This is a genomic window from Chitinophaga pinensis (genome assembly GCF_007896845.1).
Lineage (GTDB): Bacteria > Bacteroidota > Bacteroidia > Chitinophagales > Chitinophagaceae > Chitinophaga > Chitinophaga pinensis_C.
Map to the genome: position 1 here is coordinate 144,436 of NZ_VOHS01000004.1, position 25,418 is coordinate 169,853.

A 25,418-nucleotide genomic window follows, 5' to 3' on the forward strand; every position below is an offset into this window, starting at 1 on the left:
AGCAGATTGTTCATTAATAAAATTATCTGGTGGATCAGAATATCTACGCGCAGCGCGGCGTTTCAGCCGGAAAAGAGGATGTGCACAATGCTATTAAGCATATTGACAAGGGACTGTTTCCGAAGGCTTTCTGTAAAATAGTGCCCGATATACTGGGCGGACAGGAGGACTATTGCAATATCATGCATGCTGACGGAGCCGGCACCAAATCCTCTCTGGCTTATACTTACTGGAAAGAAACAGGTAATCTGGACGTATGGAGAGGCATTGCCCAGGATGCTATTATCATGAATATTGATGACCTGCTTTGTGTGGGCGCTACCGAAAATATCCTGCTCTCTTCCACTATCGGCCGTAACAAACAGCTGATCCCGGGTGAAGTGATCGCGGCGATCATCAATGGTACAGAGGAGATCCTCGAAGAACTGCGTAATCATGGTATCAGCATTCATTCTACCGGTGGTGAAACCGCTGATGTGGGTGATCTGGTTCGTACTATTATCGTGGATTCAACCGTTACCTGCCGTATGAAAAGATCCGAAGTGATCTCCAATCATACGATTCAGGCGGGCGATGTGATCGTCGGATTGTCTTCTTACGGACAAGCCTCTTACGAGAAATTTTATAATGGCGGCATGGGCAGCAACGGGCTGACCTCAGCACGTCATGACGTATTCAATAAAGATGTAGCCGGGAAATATCCGGAAAGCTTTGACCCGGGTATTCCTGCTGATCTGGTATTCAGCGGTAAAAAATCCCTGACAGATAAGATTGACATTCCGGGTTTTGGTCAGATCGATGCGGGACGGCTGGTATTGTCACCAACACGTACTTATGCACCGGTGATCAAACAGATACTGGAAGCCTATCGTTCCCGTATACACGGAATGGTGCATTGCAGTGGTGGTGCGCAGACTAAAGTAATGCATTTCATCGACAACCTGCATGTGATCAAGGATAATCTGTTCCCGATCCCGCCACTGTTCCAGCTGATCCAGGAGCAGTCAGGCACCGGATGGAAAGAGATGTATCAGGTATTTAACATGGGGCATCGTATGGAGCTCTATGTACCTGAGGAAATCGCAGCAGATATCATTAAGATCAGCCAAAGCTTTAATATTGAAGCGCAGATCGTTGGTCGTGTAGAGCCTTCCGCTGTAAAACAGGTAACTGTACGCAGTGAAAAAGGTGAGTTTATCTATAACTAATAGTAACTCCTGTTATAAAAAGAAGCGGCCCGTCCGGAAGGACAGGCCGTTTTTTTTAGTTGTATTTAGTGAAATTTAGTCCACAAGAACAAATTTGATAGGCAGATTGAAAGCAACATACACTGCTTTACCATCCTGCTTACCGGGATTCCATTTTGGCATGGCGGATACCACGCGGATGGATTCCTCTTCAAGGCCACCGCCCTTTAAAGCGCCTACCGTTTTTACTTTTGTGACATTTCCTTCCGGATCTACCACGAAGTTGACGAAGATGGTGCCTGTTGTACGATTATCCTGTGCTGTTTTTGGATATCTGATCGAGCTGCCCAGATATTTTGACAGTGCTGCTTCTCCTCCGGGATAAGTAGGCGGATCACTGACGAAGGTATACACTGTGTTATCAGTGCCGGCGATAGCTGCTGTTTTTGTCGCATCGACAATATTGTTTGTATTCAGCTCAAGATCCCGCTGACAACCGATCACAAAGCCCAGTCCCAATACAAGCGGAATAACAATGATTCTTTTCATGAGCGAATAATTTGAACGTTGGGTAAACAACATGAGTATACGACGTTTGACAGGCGCCTGTCCGAAAGTGTTGATCATGAGTGGTAGCCTTGTTTGTAGTGTTGCCTGCAGCAGCGTACGGGCATAATCTTCTGCCTCACTATCTTCCGTAGCGGCTTTGTCAGCAAGGAATTCATGCACCATGGCCAGTTCTTTTTTCAGCAGATAGAAGAATGGATTGAACCAGCATATGGCACCTACCAGCTGCATGAACAGCTTTTCTCCCGTATGGCCTCCACGTACGTGTTCCAGTTCATGTTTTAGTATCTGACGGCCTTCCGGACTTTCCTTTGTCAGCTCCTCTGCCCAGAATATGTTTCCGAAGAAGGAAAAAGTAGATTTCACCTGTGGATGATGAATTAGCTGGTAGCCATTAAACTGTGTTTTTTCTCCTTTACGTATCAGTCTTTTGACCATGAGCCAGTTACGGGCAATATTGATCAATAACAGAAGGGTAATAAGCAGATAAATGCCTGCCGGTAGCCAGGAAGTGAAATCCAGTCCGGCTTTTTGCATATTGTCAGCCACATATCCACAAACAACGATCATATCTAACTGCTGAGATGGTGCAGGCGTTGTGTTCATGGAGAACTGAAGGGTGGGTATCAGCAGGGAAGCAATGACAGCCAGCAGAATAAAGGCCCTGTTCCAGCGGTGGAAGGAATTGTTTTTCAAAACGAAGGCATAATAGCCATACAGAATGCCCGAGCAAAGGAGCATTTTTATAACGTAAGGAAGAAATGCATTCATGGTTGTTCTTTTTTAGCGTTTTTGATTTGTTGGAGCAGTTGCTCCAGTTCGTTAACACTGAGATCTTTCTCTTTTACGAAGAAGGAGACCATGTCTCTGAAAGAGCCGGAGAAGTACCCTTTTACGAAATGCTGCATAGTATTACGGCTATATTCGTCTTTACTGATCAGGGCAAAGTACTGGTAGGATTTGCCGAAGGCTTTATAGTCTACAAAACCTTTGTCCTGCAAAATTTTGATCAACGTGGATACCGTATTATAATGCGGTTTGGGTTCCGGCATAAGGTCTATCAGGTCTTTTACAAAGGCCGGCCCTGCTTTCCAGAGTGCCTGCATTACCTGTTCCTCCGCCTTGGTGAGTGTTTTTACAGCTGTCATATCGGTAGCATTAATTACTGCTTCTAAGGTATAACTACTTTTTTAGTTTACAAACTATTTTTTTAGTTGAACAGAGAAAGTGATATTTGCAGGGTATATGTATGGTCAGATATTGCTTAGATAGTACTTATCCTACGTTCATCCTACGTTCATGAACGTAGGATGAACGTAGGATAAGTATTATCTAAGCGGCATCTGTATGATCCTGAAATAGGTTTACACCTTAAAAAGTGTAAAACATGCAAAATTCAAACAATGAGGGACGTAAGGGTCGTCTAGGAATGCAATTTCAATATGAGCAGTCATTCATGAATAAAGTTGTAGCCGAATATATGGCTGGGGACCAAAGCATGAGCCAGGTGGCTGCTCGTTATAAGATTACAAAATCACAAGTAGCTTATTGGTACTCCCTTTTTTCTTCCGAACTTAGGCAAACTACTTTGGAAAAACCTATAAAAGGTAGCGCTATGACAGAACAGGAAAAAAAAGAATTTGAGGCCTTAAAAAAGCAAAATGAAGAGCTGCGTAGAAAGCTGGATCATGCCAATATGAAGGCATTTGCTTTTCAGACAATGATTGAAGTGGCTGAAGATCAATTTAATATTGAGATCCAAAAAAAGCCTGGTACCAAACCGTCTGCAGAGTAAAGGAACATTATCCTGATAAACATTTGGGTAATATTTGCGGACTGTTTGGTAAAAGCAGACAAGCTTTTTATAAGCAAAAAAATATTAATCATCAATCTGCTCTTGAAATGGCTATCGTTCTTGAAAAAGCGGTACAAATCAGAGCTTCACAAAAACAATTGGGTACTAAAAAACTGCATCGAATATTATCACAAACTCTTCAACATCATAAAATCAAATTAGGTAGGGATCGTTTTTTTAATCTGTTGGCTGAAAATGGAATGCTCCTCCGTAAAAGAAAACGAAAAAAAGTACAGACTACTGATTCTAATCATCCCTTCAAAAAGTACCCAAATCTGATTAAAGAGTTGAATCTGGACCGGGCCAACCAGGTATGGGTCAGTGATATCACGTATCTACGTTTGGTGGGTTCCAAGTTCTGTTATTTGAGCCTTATAACGGATGCTTATTCAAGAAAAATAGTTGGTCATTGCCTGCATTTATCACTGGCTGCCGAAGGGCCTGCTGAAGCTTTGAAAATGGCTTTGGCGTCCATAAACACGCCTGGAAATCATAGCCTGATTCATCACTCTGACAGGGGTTCTCAGTATTGTAGTAATGGCTATATTAAGCTACTTCATGATAGTAAAATAAAAGTTAGTATGGCCGAAAAAGGTAATCCTTATGAAAATGCTATTGCTGAGCGTGTAAATGGTATATTAAAGACAGAATTTGCCCTGGACAGGTTATTTAAAAACTATGAGACTGTGGTAGCTGTGGTAGCAGAGTCTATCCATATCTACAATGACCAGAGGCCTCATACCAGTTGTGATTACCTGACTCCAAATCAGGCACATGCAAAACAAGGAGAATTAGTGAGAAGATGGCGAAATAAAAAGAAAAAGAGTCCCGAATCAGGATTAACAGTTGATACTGTAAACCAGATCCAGGACTAAAATCAGCAAAAAAAACTTTTCCAGGATTATATTTTAATATTGTAAAATTCAAACGGATTATCTCACCCAAACCGTAAACCTATATCAGGACAAGACATCAGTACAATAACAAATAGGGGTGCAGTAAGAAAGAACCTTGTATACACACCGGATTATATGTTATAAATAGCTATTTTTGTTTTGACTAAACCCATACGGCAGAAATGACAGAACAACCGATTATACAATTATCCAATGTGAATATCTATCAGGGAACTTCCCTGATCCTTGCAGACGTGAATATTACGGTGAACAAAGGAGAATTTGTATACCTGATAGGCCGTACCGGGACCGGTAAATCCAGTTTACTGAAAACACTTTATGGAGATCTGTCGTTGAAAGAGGGTGCCGGACAGGTAGTGGGTTTTGATCTAAAAAAGATGGACTGGAAGAAAGTGCCTTATCTGCGTCGTAATCTGGGGGTAGTGTTTCAGGATTTTCAGTTACTGACAGACAGGACAGTGCAGGACAACCTGAAGTTTGCTTTGAAAGCCACAGGCTGGACTGATAATAAGAAAATGGAAGAGAAGATCAATGACGTGCTGGATAAAGTGGGCCTGAATACGAAAGGTTTTAAGATGCCTTATGAGCTGAGTGGTGGTGAGCAGCAGCGTGTGGATATCGCCCGTGCGATGCTCAATTCTCCTAAATTGATTCTTGCGGATGAGCCAACCGGTAATCTTGACCCTGAAACCTCTGATGGCATTATGCAGTTGCTGTTCAGGATCAGCAGGGAAGAAGGAGCTGCTGTGGTAATGGCTACACATGATTATATATTATTACAGAAATTCCCATCAAGGGTATTACGTACCGAAAATGGCAAGGTAACTGACCACGCAAGTGTTACCTTTGTATAACGACCACGGCTTTTTTCTAATTTGATATATGAAGGGGTAAAGATGAGGTTTATCAGTTTGATTACCAATCTGCTGTGGCTTTGAGAAGCAGGAGCTGCAGGGTAAGATAAACGGGATGACCTGTCTTTTAAGGTAAAATTTTTATGAAATTGTTAATTCACAATATTTGATTTACCTTTGCCCCGGAAAAATAGCGACTAAATAAACCTTTATCATTTTATTATTTATTAAAGATGTCTTACTTAACTGTTGAAAAGAAAGCCAATATTTTTAAAGAATTTGGTGGAAGCGAGAAAAATACCGGCTCTGTAGAAGCGCAAATCGCCCTGCTGACTGAGCGTATCAACAGCATTTCCAGTCACCTGAAAGAAAACAAAAAGGACTTTTCTACACACCGCGGTTTGATGAAAATGGTAGGCCAGAGAAAGCGTTTGCTTTCCTACCTTTCTAAAACTAACCTCACAGGCTACCGTGCACTGCTTGAGAAATTAGGTCTCAGAAAATAGTAGTAACTTTTTTATAGCGCTATTCCCAACTTATAAGGTTGGGAATAGTTTTTTTTTAGGTATACCATTTTAATCTTCTCTTTTTATGAATCTGACACCTATCTCAGTTAATTTCGATATAGGAGATGGCCGGATCGTGACCATTGAAACTGGTAAGTTAGCCCGCCAGGCAGATGGTGCTGTTACGGTTCGTCTGGGCAATTGTATCCTGTTGGCTACGGTTGTTGCAGCGAAAACTCCAAAACCCGGACAATCTTTCTTCCCCCTTACTGTTGATTACCAGGAAAAATTTGCTTCTGCAGGACGTATCCCAGGTTCATTCTTTAAACGCGAGGGTAAACTGTCCGATTATGAAGTGCTGATTTCACGTTTGATCGACCGCGCTCTGCGCCCACTGTTCCCTGATGACTATTTCTGCGAAGTACAGGTACTGGTTAGCCTCATCTCTTCCGATCCGGAAGTGATGCCGGATGCACTGGCTTGTCTTGCTGCTTCTGCTGCACTGGCTGTTTCTGACGTGCCTATTCAGGAAATTATTTCCGAAGTAAGAGTGTCCCGCATCGACGGACAATTAGTTATAAATCCGAACCGTACTCCGCTGGAAAAAGCAGACATGGACTTCATCATTGGTGCTACTGACAAGAACATCATGATGGTGGAAGGTGAAAGTAAGGAGTGCAGTGAGGAAGATATCATCAAAGCTATCGAAGTTGCTCACGCAGCTATCCGCGTACAGGTTAAAGCACAGGAAGAACTCCGTGCAAAAGCTGGCGTAACCGGCAAACGTGATTTCGAAAAGCCATATGCAAATGAGGAACTGAAAGCAAAAATTGCTGCATTCGCTCAGGAGCGTATCCTCGCCGTAGCAAAATCTGCTTCTGCAAAACATGATCGTGCAGATGCTTTCGATAAAATCAGCGAAGAGCTGGTAGAACACCTCGGTGAGCTGCCTGAAGAAGACGCTCCACTGGTAGGTAAATATTTCCATAGCCTTGAAAAGGAAGTGATTCGTAACATGATCCTGGATCAGTCCGTTCGTCTGGACGGTCGTAGCCTGGACCAGGTTCGTCCACTGAACATGGAAACAGATATCCTGCCTTCTCCACACGGTTCTGCACTGTTCACACGTGGTGAAACCCAGTCCCTGACCACAGTGACTCTGGGTACTCCGGATGATGAACTGCTGACCGAAAGCGCAGCGACTTCAAAATATACTAAGTTCATACTCCATTATAACTTCCCTCCGTTCTCTACAGGTGAAGTAAAACCAATGCGCGGTCCCGGCCGTCGTGAGGTAGGTCATGGTAACCTGGCAATGCGTTCCCTGAAGCAGATGATGCCAGGAAGCGAATATGCTTATACCGTGCGTGTAGTATCTGATATCCTCGAGTCTAACGGTTCCTCTTCTATGGCAACCGTATGTGCCGGTTCACTGGCACTGATGGACGCAGGTGTTCCTTTGCCTAAACACGTTTCCGGTGTGGCAATGGGTCTGATCTCCCGTTCCAGCGATGGTAAATGGGCGGTACTGACCGATATCCTCGGTGATGAAGATCACCTCGGTGATATGGACTTCAAAGTAACCGGTACCCGTGACGGTATCTGCGGTATCCAGATGGATATCAAGGTAGATGGTCTGAGCATGGATGTAATGCGTAAAGCTCTGGAGCAGGCACGTAGTGGTCGTCTTCACATCATTGACGCAATGTACACCGCTATGCCGGCTGCACGTCCGGAACCAAAACCACATGCTCCACGTATGGAGAAACTGATCATCGACCGCGAATTTATCGGCGCTGTGATCGGACCAGGTGGTAAAGTAATTCAGGAAATTCAGCGTGAAACCGGTACTAACATCAACATCGAAGAAGTTGGTGAAACCGGTGAAGTAAGCATCTTCTCCGCACAGAAAGAAGGGCTGATGAAAGCGCTCGAGTGGATCAAAGGTATCGTAGCCGTACCTGAGATCGGTGAAACTTACGAATCAACTGTTAAGTCAGTAATGCCTTACGGTGCATTTGTTGAGTTCCTGCCTGGTAAGCAAGGTTTGCTGCACATCTCCGAAGTTTCCTGGAAGCGTCTGGAAACAATGGAAGGTGTACTGACTGAAGGTGAAAAAGTGAAAGTGAAACTGGTGGGTACTGATCCTAAGACTGGTAAGTTCAAACTGAGCCGTCGTGTACTGATGCCAAAACCAGAAGGTTATGTAGAAAGACCTGAAGGTGACCGTGGCGACAGAGGTGATCGCGGTGACAGAGGAGATAGAGGCGATCGTGGTGATCGTGGTGGCCGTCCTCCTTTCCGTGGTGATCGTAATGATCGTGGCGGAGATCGCGGTGGTGACCGTGGCGACCGTCGTGGTCCACGTGATGGTGGCGACAGAGGTGACAGAGGCGGAGACCGTGGTCAACGTTTCACTCCTCCGGCAGAACCAGAAACTCCACAGGAACCAATGTTCGACGAAGAATAGTCTTTCAGACAGACTAAAACATATAGCAGCCGCTCTGTATAAAAAACAGGGCGGTTGTTTTTTTATGGCTATTTTATTTATGAGCAATGATAGCCTTCGCATCCGGTGTTGATAAGTCGTATATTACCACCGTATTTGTACATAATTTTTCAGGTCACTAAAACTTCCACACAGGTGAAAACAACACGTACATCGTTGAATGCCTTTCATGCCATGGCTTTCGGTCTGCTGCTTTTATTGCTGCCTTCTTTGTTAAAGGCTGCACATCCTGCACCTCCGAAAAAAGAATATTACAGCATACTTATTTATCATCTGAAAGACGCTGCACAGGAAGCGCGTATGGATGCTTATCTGAAAGATGCACTGATGCCCGCTTTACATAAGGCAGGGGCAGCGCATGTAGGCGTATTTAAACCAGTAGGAAACGATACAGCGGCTGATCGCAGGATCTATGTATTCTTCCCGGGCAATTCGGCTGAAACCTTGTTACATATGCCGGCAACTCTATTACAGAACAGTGCATATGTAGCTGCCGGAAAAGATTTCATTGATGCAGCATGGGATCAACCGACATTCGTACGTCAGGAAACCCTGATCCTGCAAGCATTCCCGGGAATGCCGAGGATGGCATTACCTGCATTGACAGGCAACAAAAGTGAACGTATATACGAATTACGCAGTTATGAAAGTCCGTCGGATAAATTGTACCGTAATAAAGTAGATATGTTTAACAAAGGAGATGAAGTAGGTATCTTCAAAAGACTGGGTTTTAACGCCGTATTCTATGCAGAAGTACTAAGCGGTAGTCGTATGCCTAATCTGATGTACCTGACAACCTTTGAGAACAAAGCCTCAAGAGAAGAGCACTGGAAAGCTTTCAGCAGCGATGCACAATGGAAAGCCTTGCTGGCAAAGCAGGAATATGCACATAATATGAACAGGTCGGAGATCATTTTTCTGTACCCTGCAGCATACTCTGATATCTGATAAAGATAAGATATGCTTAAACGCATAAAAGGCCGGAACTGCTGTAGTTCCGGCCTTTTATGTTGACTATCGGTTATTGTATCTGGTAATGAATTATCTGCCAGCGCCGGTTCCGGCATACTGTTCTATATAATGATTACTTTCTTTGAAAATGATCTTACCAGTAGGTAATTTATAGATTTTGAAGCCTTTTCCTGCTACATCTTCCCAGAAGATAGTGTACTGAGGAACAGATTTCTGTGTGCTTTTGTCGATTACTTTAATACGACCATCCTGTAACAGGTTGGATAACATGTCCTCGATGTAAGGCAGGAGAATGTTCTCATCTTCTGTCCAGAACTGCACAAACTTATCGGTATTATATTCCAGATTAGTGTGGTTGGAATCAGCCAGGAAAGCCTGTGCGGCGGTGAAATGTGATTCCAGTTCCTGTGCCGTCAGGTGACTGAACTGTATATTACGGAACATGCTGTTATCGCTGTAACATTGTTTCTGTAATAAAGTGTCCATGCCTTTCATGTAATTGATAAGATCTACACGATTGATAACAAGGATACTGGTTTTGTTCTGATAGATGATGGAATCCTTCATGGTATCATCCGGATATAGCTTGATGATTTCCTGAGCCTGGCTGGCGAGGGCTGCAACCAGCATTGTCACTGTTAAAAACAAGGTTTTCATATGAGTATGGTTTCATTAAGTATTTCACAAATATAATAAACTTACTTTATGTATCTATATCCCTGAAAATGGCCAAATTAACATTACCATAACAGGTACGGGCGCTGGTTTGACGGCAGTGTATTATGTATCATGCAGTTAGTTTCCATATCTTTGTTGCTATGGCACATATCGCAATCACCCTGACCTGTACCGATGAATTGAAAGACATACTGGTAGCAGTGTTAGCAGAAAAGGGTTTTGAAGGTTTTGAAGAACAGCAGGGCAATGTCCTTGTCGCTTATATACCTGAAGAAGATTTTAACGAAGCAGATACAAACGAGCTTACGGCAGGTTTCGGCTTAACGTATACGAAAGAACGCATAGAACAGACTAACTGGAATGCTGTATGGGAAAGTAATTTTCAACCCGTACAGGTAGATGATTTTTGTGGTATCAGGGCGGCTTTTCATGCGCCATTTGATCCGCAGCCACAGCATGAGATAGTGATCACACCGAAGATGTCATTCGGAACAGGTCATCATGCAACGACTTATTCTGTAATTAAGCTGATGCAGGGGATCGATTTCAGAGGAAAGCAGGTATTCGACTTTGGCACGGGTACTGGTATTCTGGCTATTCTGGCCTGTAAGATGGGGGCATCTGTGATCGATGCGATTGATATAGACGAATGGTCTGTGGAAAACACGAAAGAAAATATCGTCAGCAATAACGCATTACCAGTGAAGGTCTGGCAGGCAGACAGTCTGAAGAATATCAGGAACAGTTATAATGTGGTGCTCGCCAACATCAACCGTAATATTTTACTGGAATTTATGGCTGATATGCGTCGGCTGCTGGTAAGAGATGGGATTTTATTACTCAGTGGTATACTGAAAGAAGACGAGACTGCTATCCTGGAAGCGGCGAGGCAGCATGCACTGGTGCTGGAAACACAGCTTGAAAAGGACAATTGGCTGGCAATGAAATTATTAGCACGATAGTTGGGGCGCCTTCCAGATAAATTAATTAATATTATTCTGAAAACTATACAATTTTCGTGTTAATAAAATTCTTAATGTTTTCTTAATTTTAACGAACGAATTTTACTATCTTAGCAAAACCTAACTTGTTGTATGACAGAATTATTGTTACTATTTTGTGCTTATCTGATCGGTTCCGTACCCACCGCGGTATGGGTGAGTAAAGGCGTTTTTGGTATGGACATACGGGAGTATGGCAGCGGTAATGCCGGTGCTACCAATACCTTCCGTGTACTGGGACCAAAAGCGGGTTCTTTTGTGATGCTGGTAGATATGCTCAAAGGAGTAATGGCCGTGCGTCTGGCTTATCTCGTTGGCTACTATCAGAATCCTGAGCACCTGACAGAGGTAACCACGCAGCTGGTGAACTTTCAGATCGGCCTCGGACTGGCGGCAGTACTGGGACACATTTTTCCTATCTGGGCTAACTTCCGTGGCGGTAAAGGTATCGCTACCCTGTTTGGTCTGGTACTGGCTATTCAGCCGCTGGTGGCACTCTGCTGCGTAGGCGTGTTTCTGCTGAGCCTTTCCCTGACAAGATATGTATCCCTGAGCTCTATTTCCGCCAGTGTTGCGTTCCCGATCCTGATCCTGTACATCTTTAACGAGCCAGAAGTATTCTACCGCATTTTTGCCATCGCTGTCGCACTGATGGTAGTACTGACACACCAGAAAAACATTTTCCGTCTTATCAACGGTAATGAGAGCAAAGTTCCCTTATTCCGGAACAGGAGAGACAAAAAATAAGCTCCGCTACACACACGGTATGCCGCATCCCTTTCTGGCATATCTATTGCACTGAATGAGATTAATAATTAACTTTCCGCAGTTTTTGATTGTTACATTATAGGGTATTTACATGCTGTATAAGTGATAATCAAAAACTGCTTTAATAGCTGTTAGTAGCACACTTTGGACGGTACATTACTGTCAAAAACAAACATTTCAGATGCAAAAGAAATTCCTTCTTCTCGGTACGGGCCTGGCGCTGATCACAGCATGCGCCAAAGTACCTATTACTGGCCGCAGCCAGTTAAACCTGATCCCTGAAAGCACCATGCAATCTATGGCCCTCCAGGAATATCAGAGTTTTCTTTCCCAGAATAAAACAGTAGCAGCAACCACCAGTAAGGATGCTGAAATGGTGAAAAGAGTAGGGCAGCGTATCGCGAATGCCGTTACCAAATACATGAATGATAATGGTGCCGGTTCCCAGATTGCTAACTACAAATGGGAATTCAACCTCGTTGATAGTAAGGAAGTGAATGCCTGGTGTATGCCGGGTGGTAAAGTAGTAGTGTATACAGGTCTGTTGCCTGTTACACAGAATGAAACGGCGCTTGCCTGCGTAATGGGACACGAAATTGCGCATGCTATTGCACGTCATGGTAACGAACGTATGAGCCAGCAGGTGGTGGCACAGGGTATCCAGGTAGCTGGTTCCGTAGCCCTGAACCGTAACCCTGCTGCACAGAATATCTTCCTGCAGTCTTTTGGTGTAGGGGGTAATCTGGGTATGCTTGCGTATTCCCGTAAAAATGAGCTGGAAGCTGACCACCTTGGTGTGATCTTCATGGCAATGGCAGGTTATAACCCACAGGAAGCTATTCCTTTCTGGCAACGTATGGCGGCACAGGGTGGCAGCAACAAACCACCTGAAATCACCAGCACGCACCCGAGCGACGAACGTCGTGTGGCTGAATTACAGCGCCTTATGCCTGAAGCAATGAAGTACTATACGCCGATCAAGTAAGAACGGTTCAACATACTAAAAGAAAAAAGCATCCACCATAGGCGGATGCTTTTTCTTTTTATCTCTTTGCTGTTTATTTCTCCAGTGCAATGTCCACTACCTGTTTGTTTTTCTGAATCTTCATCTTGTCCGGTACATGTGCCAGTATTTCCTTCTTAAAGGCGGCTATCAGCGCCTGTTTAATGAAGAAACGGTGTGTTACTATACTGATCTCTCTCACGGGCTCAGGCGCCTTAAAATAACGCACCATATTCATCTGGCGGGCTGACATATCCTGCAGGGATAGTTCCGGCAAAATGGTATATCCTGCGTTAAGGTCTACCATTCTTTTCAAAGTCTCTACACTACCGGTATTATATTCCAGATTCTTATATTCTCCCATGGTGAATTTATCCCGGCAGATGTTCAATACCTGATTGCGCATACAGTGCCCTTCATTCAATAGCCATACTTCCCTTACATCTATATCTTCCGGTTTGATATACTTCCGTTCAAACAGGCTGTTGTTTTTAGCGGCATATACGACGAATGACTCATAGAATAAAGGCTGTTCTTCCAGATTCGGATTATGCAGAGGTGTAGCCAGCAGACCGCAATCCAGCTGTTCCTGTTTGAGCTGCTGGATGATCTGTTCTGTCGGATATTCCCATATCTCCAGTTTTACCTTCGGATACTTCTTCATGAAGCCTGTCAGGATACGTGGCAGCAGATAGGGTGCGAGGGTAGGGATGATGCCTACACGCAGAATACCCTGTACTTCCTTTTTATGCTCTCCGATGATCTCTTTGATCTTTCCATTTTCTTTCAGGATGATACGCGCCTGGTTGACGATTTCCACGCCTATCTCAGTAGGGATAACGGGCAGTTTACTTCTGTCGAAGATCTTGACCCCCAGCTCGTCTTCCAGTTTCTGGATCTGCATACTGAGTGTGGGTTGTGTAACGAAGCACTTTTCGGCTGCGAGTACAAAGCTTCGATAGGTATCAACCGCAACGATATATTCTAGTTGAACTGTGGTCATGCGGTAAAATTACGAATTATCAATTACGATTTATGACGATCGGTGGTCTGTAGCAGGAATCATCTTCTGCAAGATTACGCCCGTCTGCATAAAAAAATGACGGATTACAAATAGTATCAGGGCTGATCCTGATCATTCGTAATCCGTCATTCGTAAGTGTTAAGTGGTCTTAACTAGAATATTCTGTATCTGTATTTGATCTTGTCGGTGTTGTTATACAGTTCCTTGATGTTGATGGAAGCCTGTATTTCTTTTACTGCTTCATCTTTCAGGTTACGGAATTCTGCCTGTTTGGTATCGATAGTGTTTTTATCAGCCAGACCGTTATCCTGTGCAATTTTCAGGGAGCTGTTTACTTTACCATAGTAAGAATCCAGCAGGGTGAAATACTCATTGTACAGGTTCTCAAAACGTTTGGTCTGCAGAACGAGGTCTTCCAGCTGGTTGTTTACTTCTTTCAAATTTGGATTCTCACGCAGTAATGCTTCGTAATCGATCTTTCTGCCCTTGGTATACTTTGTTTCGAGGTCATTGAAGTAGGTAACTACTTTGTCTCTTTTGAAGTCGAAGAAGAAATCGTTCAGTGTTTCTCCGATAGACTTGTTACCACGCTGTGGCAGCTGGAATTTCAGTGCACTGGCAGTGAACATAATATGATCGTACAGATTATCCTGCAATAAGTTCAGCTGATCTTTATTGAAGTTCAGACCATACTCAAATTTCTGGTTTGCATCGTTCAATGCGGTGTAATACACTACATATTTGTTCAGTTCTTTTTCGAACTCTTTCAATGTGTTCTGATTGATCTCCTTGTTGTTTACGCTGATGCTGTGCAGAAAGTTCATCACAGAGTTAGCGATCGCAAGGGGAGGAGTCAGGGAAGTAAAGCTCTGGAAGATAGGGCTGGCGATAATGGATTTTGTAGACTCCACGATCTTGCCATTTTTTTCGTTTTTATCCGCTTTACCTTTCAGTACCACTTTTTCAACCAGTTCAACGATACGGTCACTCAGTGAGAACCCCAGTTCTTTACTTTCAGGGTTGTTCAGGGAAGTGATGAATACGTCGAGGTTGTTGGTAGTAGTACGTGATTTCAGGTCAATGATCTTTTTATTCAGCAGGTAATATGTTTCGCTGGCGAATACGATGTTATTCCTGATCAGTTCATACTTGGTAATGTTGTCAATTTCACGGCCCTGCAGCAATCCCTGAATAGCATTGGAATTCTGTTTGTCGCTGTCGTTAATACGTTGCAACTCCTCCATTATCCGGCGGATGGTCGTGTCTTGTGTCCTTACCTGAGGCATCACCACATTCTTAAGCTCAGCGTCTGTGGTTGTAGGTTGTTTCGGTTCCTGTGCCTGCGCATAATGGAAACTTGAAATTAAAATCAGTAGTAGTGTCAGATATCTCATAGAATTAAAATGCGTGATCTTTAGACTGATTTGACAAAAACATAACATTCACACCAGGATACACATTGTCCACAAAGCCGACGAAAGAATGTCCGCTTTTAGTTGCGACCTGTAGTTGTTTATGCATGCTATGTTTATTAGCGTTTCTTTAACAGTCCATGAAAATATGGTGCCAAAAAACGAGTTTACACAAAGATAACAATTTATGATAAGTTGAAACCCTCAGTCTTTCAACTACTTTGTTAACTTTGGCAGCAAATTACCCACTTTCATGTTAAATAATAAAAAGATAGTGGTCGTATTACCTGCCTACAACGCCGCTTTGACACTAGAGAAAACCTACAATGAAATTCCTTTTGACATTGTTGATGAAGTCGTATTAGTTGATGATGCCAGTAAGGATGAAACAGTTGCCGTAGGAAAGCAGCTGGGTATCAGGCACATTGTGCGCCACGACAACAACAAAGGTTATGGAGGAAACCAGAAATCCTGTTATAACAAGGCCCGGGAACTGGGAGCAGACATTGTTATTATGTTACATCCGGATTATCAGTACACACCTAAATTAATTATTGCAATGAGTAGTATCATTGCCAATGATGTGTATCCGGTCGTGCTTGGTTCACGCATTCTGGGCAATGGAGCGCTCAGAGGAGGGATGCCAGTCTATAAATATGTGGCCAACCGCTTTCTCACATTAGCCCAGAATTTACTGATCGGACAAAAACTCAGTGAATATCACACCGGATACCGTGCATTCTCCGGAGAAGTGCTGAAAAACATCGATTATATGGCCAATGACGATGATTTCATCTTTGATAATGAGATGTTATCTCAGATTTTTATGAAAGGTTATGAAATAGGTGAAGTAACTTGCCCCACCAAATACTTTGAGGACGCCTCGAGTATTAATTTCAAACGCAGCAGTATCTACGGATTCGGGGTGTTAAGAGTCAGCATGCAGCATTGCCTGCATCAGTGGGGGTGGATCAAAGCGAAAATATATAACTGATTAAACTGTTTATTTTGGGCCTCCAGTGGGAATTAGCTAAAAAGTACCTGCATTATTACTTTACCGCAGGCAACCGTCATGATGTACATTCTCCATTTGTATTTGACCTTGTAGAAAAGGTATTACGTGACAGGAAGAAACCGCCTGTATTCCGTGAAATAGAACAAATGAGAAAATCCCTGCTGGCCAGCACGGAAACATTACAGGTGACTGACCTTGGAGCAGGTTCACTCACCAATGCCGGACGTGAGCGTAAAGTAAGCGATATTACCCGCCATGCAGCCAAACCGGCTAAATTTGGGCAGCTGTTCTATCGTCTGATACAGTACTTTCAGCCGGAATACCTGCTTGAATTAGGTACCTCTATGGGGATGTCTACCTCCTATATGGCCAAAGCTGTACCTGATGCCACTGTGCATACCATTGAAGGTTGTCCGAATATAGCCGCCCGCGCTGCTAAAAATTTCGCCTCCTTACAGATCAATAATATTAAACAGCATACCGGCAATTTCGATACCGTATTGCCATCTCTGCTGAAGGAACTGCCTCGTCTGGACTATGTCTATATAGATGGAAATCATCGTTCTGCACCGACCCTGGCATACTTCGAACAATGTCTGGAGAAAGTACATGACGATTCCCTGTTTATCTTCGATGATATTCACTGGACGCCGGATATGGAGAGTGCATGGCACACCATTCAGCAACATCCGAGGGTGACTTTTACGATTGACCTGTTCTTCATCGGACTGGTATTTTTCAAACCAGAGATGAAGATTAAGCAGCACTTTATATTAAAGTATTAGCCAATTAGTAATCAACTGTCAGACGTTAAGGATGCAGCATCAGGAAATGTTTTTCCCTTGTTAATTACGAGGATCCTTCCCGAAGTGACATAAGAAAATTTTAAAGCGGGAGCAGGCTTCTTAACAGATAGCCGCTCCCGCTTTCTTTTACCATTCACACCAATCTCCACTGCATTTCCAATCTTAATTCTTAATTTTTAATGCTTAATTTAATTCCAAATACTTCCATTTATGAAAACATTCCGTGCCCTTGCGCTCTTATTGTTCACCTATTTCTCTGCTATGGCTCAGACTACCCCCGATTACAGTGCATTTAGTTATGAAACTTTTGTGCATAACGGGGACACATTGCGCTATCGCATGCTGAAACCCTTGAATTATGAATCACAGAAAGCGTATCCGCTTGTGATGTTTCTGCATGGCTCCGGAGAGAGGGGAACTGATAATGCCGCACAACTCCTGCATGGTGGCAGCCTTTTCCTGAAAGATTCCTTACGTCAGCAGTTTCCTGCCTTTGTGATTTTCCCGCAATGTCCACCTGATTCTATGTGGGCAAATATGAAGGTAAAACGGGACGAAAACGGTAAAGCAATTGACCGGTCCTTTTCTGACGGCACAGATGCACAGGCTACCCCCGGATTGCTGGTGAAATTGCTGACTGACAGTCTGGTGAAAGCCGGAAAGGTAGACAGCCGGAGGCTGTATCTGGGGGGATTATCACTTGGAGGAATCGGAACATACGATATAGTGGCCCGTTATCCCGGTATGTGGGCGGCAGCTTTCCCGATCTGTGGTATCGGCAATGTGGATAACGCGGTGAAATTCAAAAAAGTGCCTATGTGGATCTTCCACGGAGCAGATGATGGGGTAGTACCTCCGTTCGGATCAAGGAATTACTATGAGGCGCTGAAGAAACTGAAGGCGGATGTGAAGTATACAGAGTATCCCGGTGTGGGACATAATAGCTGGGATAATGCTTTTGCAGAACCCAATCTGCTGCCATGGTTATTTTCTCATAAGAAGTAAGATATAGACAAAATAAAACGCCCCGACACATGATCGGGGCGTTTTTCCACTCTGCACAGGATTTGAATTGTTAACTATGTATAGACTGTATAGCTGAACGGGCAGCATCTACGGTCGCGTCTAAGTCTTCTGTTGTCAGGGCTGAGCTGAGGAACCAGCTTTCAAATGCGGATGGCGGAAGGTATATACCGCGTTCCAGCATAGCATGAAAGAAGTGTTTGAACAACTCATTGTTGGCGCCTGAAGCAGCTTCAAAATTGATAATAGGATACTCTGCAAAATGAACACTCATCATAGATCCGAGATTGTTGACCTGGTTTACAATCCCTGCTGCACTTAGTACAGATTGTAATCCCCCGGCCAAATAAGCGGCTTTTTCTGCCAGCTGCCGGTAAATATCCGGATTCTCGTTTAACGTCTGCAACAATGTATAGCCTGCAATCATGGCAATTGGATTACCACTTAATGTTCCTGCCTGATAAATTTTTCCTGCAGGGGCTATATGTTCCATAATCTCTTTACTTCCTGCGAAGGCGCCTACCGGCATACCCGCGCCAATTATCTTGCCAAAGGTAACCAAATCTGCCTTAATACCGAACAGTTCCTGTGCACCGCCGCGCGCTAATCTGAAACCCGTCATCACTTCATCAAAGATCAAAAGGATATTATGCGCGTCACAAAGATTGCGTAAACCTTGCAGGAAGCCTTCCTGTGGCAGGATGCAACCCATATTACCAGCAACAGGCTCGACGATAATAGCTGCTATCTGGTCAGGATTTTCTGCTATCAGCTTTTCCACAGCCGGTAAATTATTGTAAGGAGCGGTAAGCGTATCATTGGCTACGGTCTGCGTAACGCCCGGTACAGATTGTATGTCCAGTGTCGCTACGCCACTACCTGCGCTTACTAAAAATGGGTCAGCATGACCATGATAGTTACCTTCGAACTTGATAAATTTATTGCGGCCGGTATACCCTCTGGCCAGTCTCAGGGCTGACATACAGGCTTCCGTACCTGAGTTCACCATTCTCACCTGTTCTATATTAGGCACCATACTGATGATCAGTTCTGCGATCTTAATCTCCAGTTCTGTAGGTGCACCAAAAGAGGTGGAATAGGTAGCATATTCCTGAATCGCCTTCACTACCGGTTCATAGGCATGTCCCATGATCATCGGCCCCCAGGAATTGATATAGTCAATGTAACGGTTCCCGTCCACATCATACATATAAGCACCTTTAGCGCTTTTCATGAAGATAGGAGAGCCGCCTACACCTTTGAAGGCGCGGACAGGGGAGTTCACTCCACCGGGAATAACCTGTTTTGCTTTTTCGAATAATGCTTTGCTTTGCGTGTACATGGTAGTGATAAATATTTTTAACTGAAAAGCATGTGTACCGGATTACAATAATCGCACCGCGTCTTTTGCGAAATAAGTGGCGATCAGATCTGCGCCTGCACGTTTGATGCTGGTCAGGGCCTCAATAATAGCTTTTTCTTCATTCAGCCAGCCCATTTTTGCGGCTGCTTTGATCATAGCGTATTCTCCGCTTACATGGTAAGCGCTCACCGGTACATTTACCTCGTCTTTGATCTTTTTAATCACATCCAGATAATACAGTGCTGGTTTTACCATCACAATATCAGCGCCTTCCTGTACATCCATCAGGGTTTCTTTCAGGGCCTGTGTAGAATTGGCATAATCCAGCTGGTAAGTCTTTTTATCGCCAAAGCCCGGAGCTGAATCCAGTGCATCGCGGAAAGGGCCATACAGACAGGAAGCATATTTTGCGCTGTATGCCATGATACCCACTTTATGGAAGCTATGCTGCTCCAGCATGCTACGGATAGACAGGATACGGCCGTCCATTTTGTCGCTTGGGGCAACAAAATCAGCACCTGCTTCCGCGTGACTGAGACTCATGCGGGACAGCACCTCTACAGTAGCGTCATTCACGATCTCTCCGTTCTCTACGATACCGTCGTGACCGAAGGAAGAGTAAGGGTCCAGCGCTACGTCTGTCATCACCACTATCTCAGGAACGGCATCCTTGATTGCTCTGATAGCACGTTGCATCAGACCTTGCGGATTAACCGCCTCGGTGCCTTTATTATCTTTCAGTTCATCTGCGCATTTGATGAAGAGCAGTACACTTTTGATACCCATGCTCCAGAGCTCTTTCACTTCTTTCACGGTCAGGTCCAGTGAATAGCGGAAATAGCCGGGCATAGAAGAAATTTCTTCTTTCACATTTTCTCCTTCCACAATGAACAACGGTGCAATAAAATCGCTGGGCGTCAGTATCGTTTCCGCAACCATCGCACGGATGGCGGGAGAAGTTCTCAATATCCTGTTTCTGCGTATCATAAAAATGTGTTTTTGTTGTGTTTAAACGGCCCACTCTCTGGGTTTCAGGAATTCCACCAGCTGTGCTTCCGGACTACCGGCAACAGGGTGATAATCATATTCCCAGCGTGCTCTTGGCGGAAGACTCATGAGTATGGACTCCGTACGACCGTTGGTTTTCAGACCAAACAAAGTACCTCTGTCATGTATCAGGTTGAACTCTACATAGCGTCCGCGCCTGTATTCCTGCCAGTCTTTATGTGCGTCTGTATATGGAATGTCTTTGGTCTTTTCCACTATAGGCAGATAGGCCTGTATAAATGCTTCACCATTGGCTTTGGCAAAATTGAACAATTGCTCTGCATTCATCTTTTCACCGGGACGCTGATAGTCGTAAAAGATACCACCGATACCACGGGCTTCATTGTTACGGTGTTTGTTGATAAAGTATTCGTCACAGTGCTTTTTAAATTGTGGATACAGCTCTGTACCGAAAGGATCGCAGGCATTTTTGAATGTCTGGTGGAAATGGATCCCATCCTGTTCATCCAGATAGTAAGGCGTCAGATCAGCTCCACCACCAAACCATGAGTCTTTCAGTGTACCGTTGTCGTCATACAGCTCAAAATAGCGGAAATTGGCGTGTACGGTTGGTACGAAAGGATTGACAGGGTGAATAACGAGGGAAATACCGCAAGCCATGAACTGTGCCTGCCCTACGCCAAATTGTTTAGCCATCAGTTCAGGCAGTTCTCCATGTACAACAGAGGTATTCACGCCCCCTTTTTCGAATACATTGCCATCAGCAATCACGCGCGACTTACCACCACCGCCACCGGGACGTTCCCAGCGGTCTTCGCGGAAACTGGCTTTGCCATCTATATTTTCCAGCGCTGTGCAGATTTCGTCCTGCAGGCGATGGATGAGGGAAATAAAATTGTCTTTAATGTTCATAACTGGTCTCCTTTAGAATTCCTTGACAGTATCGATAAATGCTCTTGCGTGGTCAACCGGCACATTCGGCAGGATACCGTGGCCCAGGTTCGCAATGTAGCGATGTTTACCAAAGCCGGTCAGCATTTCTTTTACTGATTTTTTGATCTCAGGAATAGGAGCCAGTAATTTGGCAGGATCGAAGTTACCCTGCAGGGTAACGTTATTACCAGCGAACTGTCTTGCACGGGCAGGCTGGATAGCCCAGTCAACACCCAGACAGTTAGCGCCGGTAGCTGCCATTTCTTCCAGTGCAAACCATGCACCTTTGGCAAATACGGTAACCGGACAAACATCTTTCAGTGCTGCCACGATCTGACGCATATATTGAAGAGAGAAGTTTTCAAAGTCCTGAGGGCTGAGCAGACCACCCCATGAATCGAACAGCTGTAAGCAATCTGCACCTGCTTTTACCTGTTCTTTCAGGTAGGCGATAGTGGTATCTGTGATCATTTGCAGCAGCTGATGTGCTACTTCCGGCTGCTGGTAGCAAAATGCTTTGGCAGCATCGAAGGTTTTGGAACCTTTACCTTGCACCATATAGCAGAGCAGTGTCCATGGTGCACCGGCAAAACCGATCAATGGCACAGCACCATCCAGTGTTTTCTTTGTTAAAGCCAGCGCTTCAAATACGTAATTGAGGGTGTCCTTTACATCAGGAACGCAGAGTTTCTGAAGGTCAGCTGCACCTTTTACCGGATCTGGCAATACAGGACCGATCTTTTCGATCAGTTGTACTTCCATACCCATTGCCTGTGGCACTACGAGGATATCAGAGAAGATGATAGCAGCATCTACACCTACCTGATGTACGGGCATCACAGTGATTTCCGTAGCCAGTTCAGGGTTCATGCAGCGTTCAAAGAAGGAGTATTTCTCCCGCAGTTTGATGTAGTCAGGCAGGTAACGGCCGGCCTGGCGCATCATCCACACAGGAACACGTTCTGTTGTTTCTCCGCGTAAAGCTCTCAGTAAAAGGTCATTCTTTAAGGCGCTCATTCGTATCAGTTGATGTTGTTAAAATAGATTATTGCTGTCTGCACCATGTCAGCCATACGCTGGCCGGTGCTGATAATAATTTTGTTGTTGGTATATTGTTCCAATGCCGCTGCTGTGGTCGGGCCTATTGAAAAACATACGGTGTGCTGCTGCAGGTGATTGATGGAGAAAAAGCTTTGTACTGCGCTTGGACTGAGAAAGAAGATACCGTCATATGTTTCTCCGGTGACGGCCGGTGTTTCCGTGGTCTCGTATACAATCACTTCATTCAGTCCGATGTTCCGTTGCCATAATATATCGGGTAGTTCGTCTCTTCGTCTGTCTCCACAGAAGAAGACCAGCGGACCTTTTTCTTCATTCCTGACAATAATCTGTGCCAGCATGGCTGCATTGGCTGCTGTGCCGGCAATATGGTAAGGAATGGCAGTACGGGAAAGGGCTTCTTTTGTAGCGCCTTCGAGGCAATATACGTTCCATCCGGGTATATTGGCCTGTGTGGTGGCTGTATCTGCCGGGAAGATCCGGATATACAGGTTGTGTATGGCGTTGACCGCATTCACACTGGTGAAAACGACAGTTGCCTTTTCCCTTAGCAGTTGTTGTACCTGTTGCAGCAGACTGTCAGTAGCCAGTGGTCTGGTGCTGATGAAAGCCTGCGGTATGATATCGACAGATTGTTCCGCAGCGCTGCTGACCAGTTCCGGGTCTACAGCTCTCGTGCTTAATATGCGATATCTTTTATTTGATAGCATGCTTTATCTCCGCAACGATTTTATCTCCACCTTGTGCAAGGATCTTTTCTGCTGCGCTTCTGCCTATCACACCTGCGTCCTGTAAAGGGAGTTGTTCAGTGATAGTAAAGAGCTGCTGTCCGTCCAGACTGCACAGTTCTCCGCTGAAGTGAACGGTTTCATTGCTGATCGTCGCATATGCACTGATCGGCGTGGTACAGCCACCCATCAGTGTACGGAGGAAGTCACGTTCCACGCGGGTACAGAGGGCGGTAGCGAGGTCATTGAAAGGAGCACATGCCTGTCTGCAGAAATCATCATCTTCACGGCATACAGCAACCACAGCGCCCTGAGCGGGAGCAGGCAGCATCCAGTCCAGTTCCACAGAGGTAGCGGGACGTACACCTATTCTTTCCAGTCCCGCAGCAGCGAAGATAGCGCCATCCCAGTTTTCCGCTGCAAGCTTCTGCAGGCGTGTATTCACGTTTCCACGCAGGTTATGCAGCTGGTGCTTCGGATATTTACGCAGCCACTGTGCTTTGCGTCGTACACTGCTGGTAGCAATGTTGGCGATATATTCAGGTTGGTCGAGGAATGTGGTATCCTGACGGTAGACCAGCAGGTCTTTTACAGGACCTCTTTCCAGCACGGCGGCCTGAATAATATTTTTAGGCAGTTGCGTCGGAACGTCTTTGAGAGAGTGAACGGCAATATCAATACGGCCGTTGAGGAGAGCGATATCCAGGCTCTTGGTGAAGATACCCTGTACGCCTATTTCGTAAAGTGGAGTAACGAGGTCGATATCTCCCTCGCTTTTGATAGGTACCAGTACCGCATTGTAACCCTGCGCTTCCAGCAGGCCTTTTACTTTATTTGCCTGCCACAGTGCGAGCTGGCTGTCCCTTGTACCTATCCTTATTTCTTTGTTCATGAATTATTCCTGATTAACGCCGGTCTCAAAGATATCATTGATCATGGCGATATATTGGTCACTTTTATCTGTTTCGCGGCGTACTTTACCCGCCATCAGGTTGATCATCTTCTGGATGATGCGGGAAGATACTGCTTCAATATCTTCCAGATTGTACTGACTGCCATTCTTCTGCTGTTGTATTTCCTTTGTATGGATTTCCGTCAGCTTATCCTTTACGGCTTTCAGTACTACCGCGTGTTTACGCATTTTATACCAGTAGAGGAACTCATTCATGTGCTCCTCGATGATTGACAGTGCTTTTGGTACTTCCTGCAGGCGCATCTGCAATGTCTCATCCTGTATTTTAGACAGTTCATCCACGTTCACGAGTTCAATATGCGCCAGGTCTTTTACTTCCGGAGCTACGTTGAATGGGATGGACAGGTCAATAATGAGTTTGCGGGAGGATGGCGGGAAATGTTCCGCCAGTACATTTGGTTCCGGTGCATTAGAGGCTACGAGTATGATATCTGCTGCCTGTAATTCTTCTGCAAGATTCTCATATGGCGCATAGCGCAGACCATGTTGATTGGCAAATTCCTGTGCTACAGCAGTAGTACGGTTCACCAATGTTACGTTGGTTACGCCCAGATAGTCCATCATGTTCTTGCAGGTATTACGGCCGATCTTACCCACGCCTACCAGCAATATCTTTTTCTGATGAATATCAGGTACTTTATGTTCCAGCAGACGTACGGCGGCAAAAGCCACAGAAACGGTGCCGGAGCTGAGACCTGTCTCATTCTTGATAAGCTTGGATACCTGTAAAACACTGTTCACCAGTCTTTCCTGGAATCCACCGAAACAACCATTTGCTTTGGAAAATTTCGTTGCATTACGTATCTGACCGATGATCTCATAATCCCCGAGGATTTGTGAGTCCAGTCCTGTGCCTACCTGATAAAGGTGTTTAATGGCTTCTTCTCCCGTTTTCACATAAGAGAGCTGGCTGAATAGATTGCAATCACCATCGGTTTCATTGCATACCAGTTCCACCAGTTCTTGTGGATCATTGGCAAAACCATAGATCTCAGTTCTGTTGCATGTCGAGAGTACAAAAATATCATCCAGGTCTAGGGACTTTGCACTTTCGAGTAAGTGCTGATATTGTACCTGGTTAATAGCAAACGATCCTCTTATAGCAGCATCTGTTTTCTTATAGTTGATACCAACGATATGAAAATGGGCTATATCTTTTGAATGACTACCCTGCATTTTGTTCTTATAAGCTTCCGGGTGCAAAAATACTCGCATAGACTGCAAGAAAGGGCAGCAGGCTGTCATTAGTGTGTCATT

Annotated in this window: 25 protein-coding genes; 13 read left to right on the top strand and 12 right to left on the bottom strand. The window is 44.7% G+C overall.

The window, feature by feature from the left end; genetic code table 11:
• Positions 1-29: 29 nt before the first annotated feature.
• Entirely contained in the window at positions 30-1,208 is a 1,179-nt protein-coding gene (locus FEF09_RS05565; protein ID WP_146304193.1) for an AIR synthase related protein, read from the top strand.
• A gap of 75 nt (positions 1,209-1,283) precedes the next feature.
• Here FEF09_RS05565 and FEF09_RS05570 read toward each other — a convergent pair whose 3' ends face one another.
• On the bottom strand, positions 1,284-2,525 hold the full coding sequence (locus FEF09_RS05570; RefSeq protein ID WP_146304194.1) for a M56 family metallopeptidase: 1,242 nt from the start codon (positions 2,523-2,525) through the stop codon (positions 1,284-1,286).
• Positions 2,522-2,902 (bottom strand): BlaI/MecI/CopY family transcriptional regulator, encoded by a 381-nt coding sequence (locus FEF09_RS05575; protein WP_012794087.1) that lies wholly within the window; start codon positions 2,900-2,902, stop codon positions 2,522-2,524. Before FEF09_RS05575 ends, FEF09_RS05570 begins: the two co-directional genes overlap by 4 nt.
• 239 nt (positions 2,903-3,141) lie before the next feature.
• Here FEF09_RS05575 and FEF09_RS05580 point away from each other — a divergent pair, with 239 nt between their 5' ends.
• The 6 genes from FEF09_RS05580 (at position 3,142) to FEF09_RS05605 (ending at position 9,343) form a co-directional block, all read left to right on the top strand.
• Positions 3,142-3,549, top strand: coding sequence for a hypothetical protein (locus FEF09_RS05580; protein ID WP_146304195.1), 408 nt, complete (start codon positions 3,142-3,144; stop codon positions 3,547-3,549).
• Between the two features lie 23 nt (positions 3,550-3,572).
• The gene (locus tag FEF09_RS05585) at positions 3,573-4,484 is read left to right on the top strand and encodes an IS3 family transposase (protein ID WP_146304196.1); all 912 of its coding nucleotides are present in this window, start codon (positions 3,573-3,575) and stop codon (positions 4,482-4,484) included.
• 203 nt (positions 4,485-4,687) lie between these two features.
• Positions 4,688-5,380, top strand: a complete 693-nt coding sequence (locus FEF09_RS05590; RefSeq protein ID WP_012794086.1) for a cell division ATP-binding protein FtsE — start codon at positions 4,688-4,690, stop codon at positions 5,378-5,380.
• 233 nt (positions 5,381-5,613) lie between these two features.
• The gene (gene rpsO, locus FEF09_RS05595) at positions 5,614-5,886 is read left to right on the top strand and encodes a 30S ribosomal protein S15 (RefSeq protein WP_012794085.1); all 273 of its coding nucleotides are present in this window, start codon (positions 5,614-5,616) and stop codon (positions 5,884-5,886) included.
• An 85-nt stretch (positions 5,887-5,971) separates the two neighbouring features.
• On the top strand, positions 5,972-8,356 hold the full coding sequence (locus FEF09_RS05600; protein WP_146304197.1) for a polyribonucleotide nucleotidyltransferase: 2,385 nt from the start codon (positions 5,972-5,974) through the stop codon (positions 8,354-8,356).
• A gap of 174 nt (positions 8,357-8,530) precedes the next feature.
• A complete protein-coding gene (locus FEF09_RS05605; protein ID WP_146304198.1) occupies positions 8,531-9,343 on the top strand; it encodes an NIPSNAP family protein in 813 nt (270 codons plus the stop codon).
• 93 nt (positions 9,344-9,436) lie between these two features.
• Here the strand turns inward: FEF09_RS05605 and FEF09_RS05610 are convergent, their stop codons facing one another.
• Entirely contained in the window at positions 9,437-10,024 is a 588-nt protein-coding gene (locus FEF09_RS05610) for a hypothetical protein (RefSeq protein ID WP_146304199.1), read from the bottom strand.
• Positions 10,025-10,185: 161 nt separating this feature from the next.
• On the opposite strand from FEF09_RS05610, the gene prmA reads away from it, so the two are divergent.
• The 3 genes from prmA to FEF09_RS05625 all read left to right on the top strand — a co-directional run bounded on the left by prmA (position 10,186) and on the right by FEF09_RS05625 (position 12,799).
• Complete coding sequence (gene prmA, locus FEF09_RS05615; protein WP_186774201.1) at positions 10,186-11,007, top strand: 50S ribosomal protein L11 methyltransferase; 822 nt, start codon at positions 10,186-10,188, stop codon at positions 11,005-11,007.
• Positions 11,008-11,139: 132 nt separating this feature from the next.
• Entirely contained in the window at positions 11,140-11,793 is a 654-nt protein-coding gene (gene plsY, locus FEF09_RS05620; protein ID WP_089816200.1) for a glycerol-3-phosphate 1-O-acyltransferase PlsY, read from the top strand.
• Positions 11,794-11,995: 202 nt separating this feature from the next.
• The gene (locus FEF09_RS05625; RefSeq protein ID WP_146304201.1) at positions 11,996-12,799 is read left to right on the top strand and encodes a M48 family metallopeptidase; all 804 of its coding nucleotides are present in this window, start codon (positions 11,996-11,998) and stop codon (positions 12,797-12,799) included.
• A 73-nt stretch (positions 12,800-12,872) separates the two neighbouring features.
• On the opposite strand, the gene FEF09_RS05630 is transcribed toward FEF09_RS05625, so the two are convergent.
• Together FEF09_RS05630 and FEF09_RS05635 are read right to left on the bottom strand one after the other, a co-directional pair.
• On the bottom strand, positions 12,873-13,820 hold the full coding sequence (locus tag FEF09_RS05630) for a hydrogen peroxide-inducible genes activator (RefSeq protein ID WP_146304202.1): 948 nt from the start codon (positions 13,818-13,820) through the stop codon (positions 12,873-12,875).
• Between the two features lie 173 nt (positions 13,821-13,993).
• Positions 13,994-15,235, bottom strand: a complete 1,242-nt coding sequence (locus FEF09_RS05635) for a hypothetical protein (RefSeq protein ID WP_146304203.1) — start codon at positions 15,233-15,235, stop codon at positions 13,994-13,996.
• A gap of 271 nt (positions 15,236-15,506) precedes the next feature.
• Between FEF09_RS05635 and FEF09_RS05640 the strand changes: the two genes are divergently transcribed.
• From FEF09_RS05640 to FEF09_RS05650, 3 genes are all read left to right on the top strand, one after another.
• Positions 15,507-16,247, top strand: coding sequence for a glycosyltransferase family 2 protein (locus FEF09_RS05640; RefSeq protein WP_146304204.1), 741 nt, complete (start codon positions 15,507-15,509; stop codon positions 16,245-16,247).
• Between the two features lie 14 nt (positions 16,248-16,261).
• The gene (locus tag FEF09_RS05645) at positions 16,262-17,053 is read left to right on the top strand and encodes an O-methyltransferase (protein WP_146304205.1); all 792 of its coding nucleotides are present in this window, start codon (positions 16,262-16,264) and stop codon (positions 17,051-17,053) included.
• Positions 17,054-17,284: 231 nt separating this feature from the next.
• Positions 17,285-18,079, top strand: coding sequence for a phospholipase (locus tag FEF09_RS05650; protein ID WP_222596924.1), 795 nt, complete (start codon positions 17,285-17,287; stop codon positions 18,077-18,079).
• Between the two features lie 70 nt (positions 18,080-18,149).
• On the opposite strand, the gene hemL is transcribed toward FEF09_RS05650, so the two are convergent.
• The 7 genes from hemL to hemA are packed head-to-tail and all read right to left on the bottom strand — an operon-like array spanning position 18,150 to position 25,376.
• Positions 18,150-19,439 (bottom strand): glutamate-1-semialdehyde 2,1-aminomutase, encoded by a 1,290-nt coding sequence (gene hemL / locus FEF09_RS05655; protein ID WP_146304206.1) that lies wholly within the window; start codon positions 19,437-19,439, stop codon positions 18,150-18,152.
• Between the two features lie 42 nt (positions 19,440-19,481).
• Positions 19,482-20,447 (bottom strand): porphobilinogen synthase, encoded by a 966-nt coding sequence (hemB, locus tag FEF09_RS05660; RefSeq protein WP_012794071.1) that lies wholly within the window; start codon positions 20,445-20,447, stop codon positions 19,482-19,484.
• A gap of 21 nt (positions 20,448-20,468) precedes the next feature.
• Positions 20,469-21,380 carry an oxygen-dependent coproporphyrinogen oxidase gene (hemF, locus tag FEF09_RS05665; RefSeq protein WP_146304207.1) on the bottom strand — a complete coding sequence of 304 codons (912 nt, stop codon included), beginning with the start codon at positions 21,378-21,380 and terminating at the stop codon, positions 20,469-20,471.
• Between the two features lie 12 nt (positions 21,381-21,392).
• Positions 21,393-22,418 carry a uroporphyrinogen decarboxylase gene (gene hemE, locus FEF09_RS05670; RefSeq protein WP_012794069.1) on the bottom strand — a complete coding sequence of 342 codons (1,026 nt, stop codon included), beginning with the start codon at positions 22,416-22,418 and terminating at the stop codon, positions 21,393-21,395.
• 5 nt (positions 22,419-22,423) lie between these two features.
• Positions 22,424-23,170, bottom strand: coding sequence for a uroporphyrinogen-III synthase (locus FEF09_RS05675; RefSeq protein ID WP_146304208.1), 747 nt, complete (start codon positions 23,168-23,170; stop codon positions 22,424-22,426).
• A complete protein-coding gene (gene hemC, locus FEF09_RS05680) occupies positions 23,157-24,080 on the bottom strand; it encodes a hydroxymethylbilane synthase (protein ID WP_146304209.1) in 924 nt (307 codons plus the stop codon). Before hemC ends, FEF09_RS05675 begins: the two co-directional genes overlap by 14 nt.
• A 3-nt stretch (positions 24,081-24,083) precedes the next feature.
• Positions 24,084-25,376, bottom strand: a complete 1,293-nt coding sequence (gene hemA, locus FEF09_RS05685; RefSeq protein WP_261387350.1) for a glutamyl-tRNA reductase — start codon at positions 25,374-25,376, stop codon at positions 24,084-24,086.
• Between the last annotated feature and the right edge of the window lie 42 nt (positions 25,377-25,418).

Excerpts from the sequence above, each read along its gene's own strand:
- FEF09_RS05625 (WP_146304201.1), top strand. The coding sequence starts at position 11,996 with ATGCAAAAGAAATTCCTTCTTCTCGGTACGGGCCTGGCGCTGATCACA.
- prmA (WP_186774201.1), top strand. The coding sequence starts at position 10,186 with ATGGCACATATCGCAATCACCCTGACCTGTACCGATGAATTGAAAGAC.
- hemB (WP_012794071.1), bottom strand. The coding sequence starts at position 20,447 with ATGATACGCAGAAACAGGATATTGAGAACTTCTCCCGCCATCCGTGCG.
- FEF09_RS05630 (WP_146304202.1), bottom strand. The coding sequence starts at position 13,820 with ATGACCACAGTTCAACTAGAATATATCGTTGCGGTTGATACCTATCGA.
- hemC (WP_146304209.1), bottom strand. The coding sequence starts at position 24,080 with ATGAACAAAGAAATAAGGATAGGTACAAGGGACAGCCAGCTCGCACTG.
- plsY (WP_089816200.1), top strand. The coding sequence starts at position 11,140 with ATGACAGAATTATTGTTACTATTTTGTGCTTATCTGATCGGTTCCGTA.
- hemL (WP_146304206.1), bottom strand. The coding sequence starts at position 19,439 with ATGTACACGCAAAGCAAAGCATTATTCGAAAAAGCAAAACAGGTTATT.
- FEF09_RS05590 (WP_012794086.1), top strand. The coding sequence starts at position 4,688 with ATGACAGAACAACCGATTATACAATTATCCAATGTGAATATCTATCAG.
- FEF09_RS05600 (WP_146304197.1), top strand. The coding sequence starts at position 5,972 with ATGAATCTGACACCTATCTCAGTTAATTTCGATATAGGAGATGGCCGG.
- hemE (WP_012794069.1), bottom strand. The coding sequence starts at position 22,418 with ATGAGCGCCTTAAAGAATGACCTTTTACTGAGAGCTTTACGCGGAGAA.
- FEF09_RS05635 (WP_146304203.1), bottom strand. The coding sequence starts at position 15,235 with ATGAGATATCTGACACTACTACTGATTTTAATTTCAAGTTTCCATTAT.
- hemF (WP_146304207.1), bottom strand. The coding sequence starts at position 21,380 with ATGAACATTAAAGACAATTTTATTTCCCTCATCCATCGCCTGCAGGAC.
- FEF09_RS05650 (WP_222596924.1), top strand. The coding sequence starts at position 17,285 with ATGAAAACATTCCGTGCCCTTGCGCTCTTATTGTTCACCTATTTCTCT.
- FEF09_RS05570 (WP_146304194.1), bottom strand. The coding sequence starts at position 2,525 with ATGAATGCATTTCTTCCTTACGTTATAAAAATGCTCCTTTGCTCGGGC.
- FEF09_RS05580 (WP_146304195.1), top strand. The coding sequence starts at position 3,142 with ATGCAAAATTCAAACAATGAGGGACGTAAGGGTCGTCTAGGAATGCAA.
- FEF09_RS05575 (WP_012794087.1), bottom strand. The coding sequence starts at position 2,902 with ATGACAGCTGTAAAAACACTCACCAAGGCGGAGGAACAGGTAATGCAG.
- FEF09_RS05640 (WP_146304204.1), top strand. The coding sequence starts at position 15,507 with ATGTTAAATAATAAAAAGATAGTGGTCGTATTACCTGCCTACAACGCC.
- hemA (WP_261387350.1), bottom strand. The coding sequence starts at position 25,376 with ATGCGAGTATTTTTGCACCCGGAAGCTTATAAGAACAAAATGCAGGGT.
- rpsO (WP_012794085.1), top strand. The coding sequence starts at position 5,614 with ATGTCTTACTTAACTGTTGAAAAGAAAGCCAATATTTTTAAAGAATTT.
- FEF09_RS05610 (WP_146304199.1), bottom strand. The coding sequence starts at position 10,024 with ATGAAAACCTTGTTTTTAACAGTGACAATGCTGGTTGCAGCCCTCGCC.
- FEF09_RS05675 (WP_146304208.1), bottom strand. The coding sequence starts at position 23,170 with ATGCTATCAAATAAAAGATATCGCATATTAAGCACGAGAGCTGTAGAC.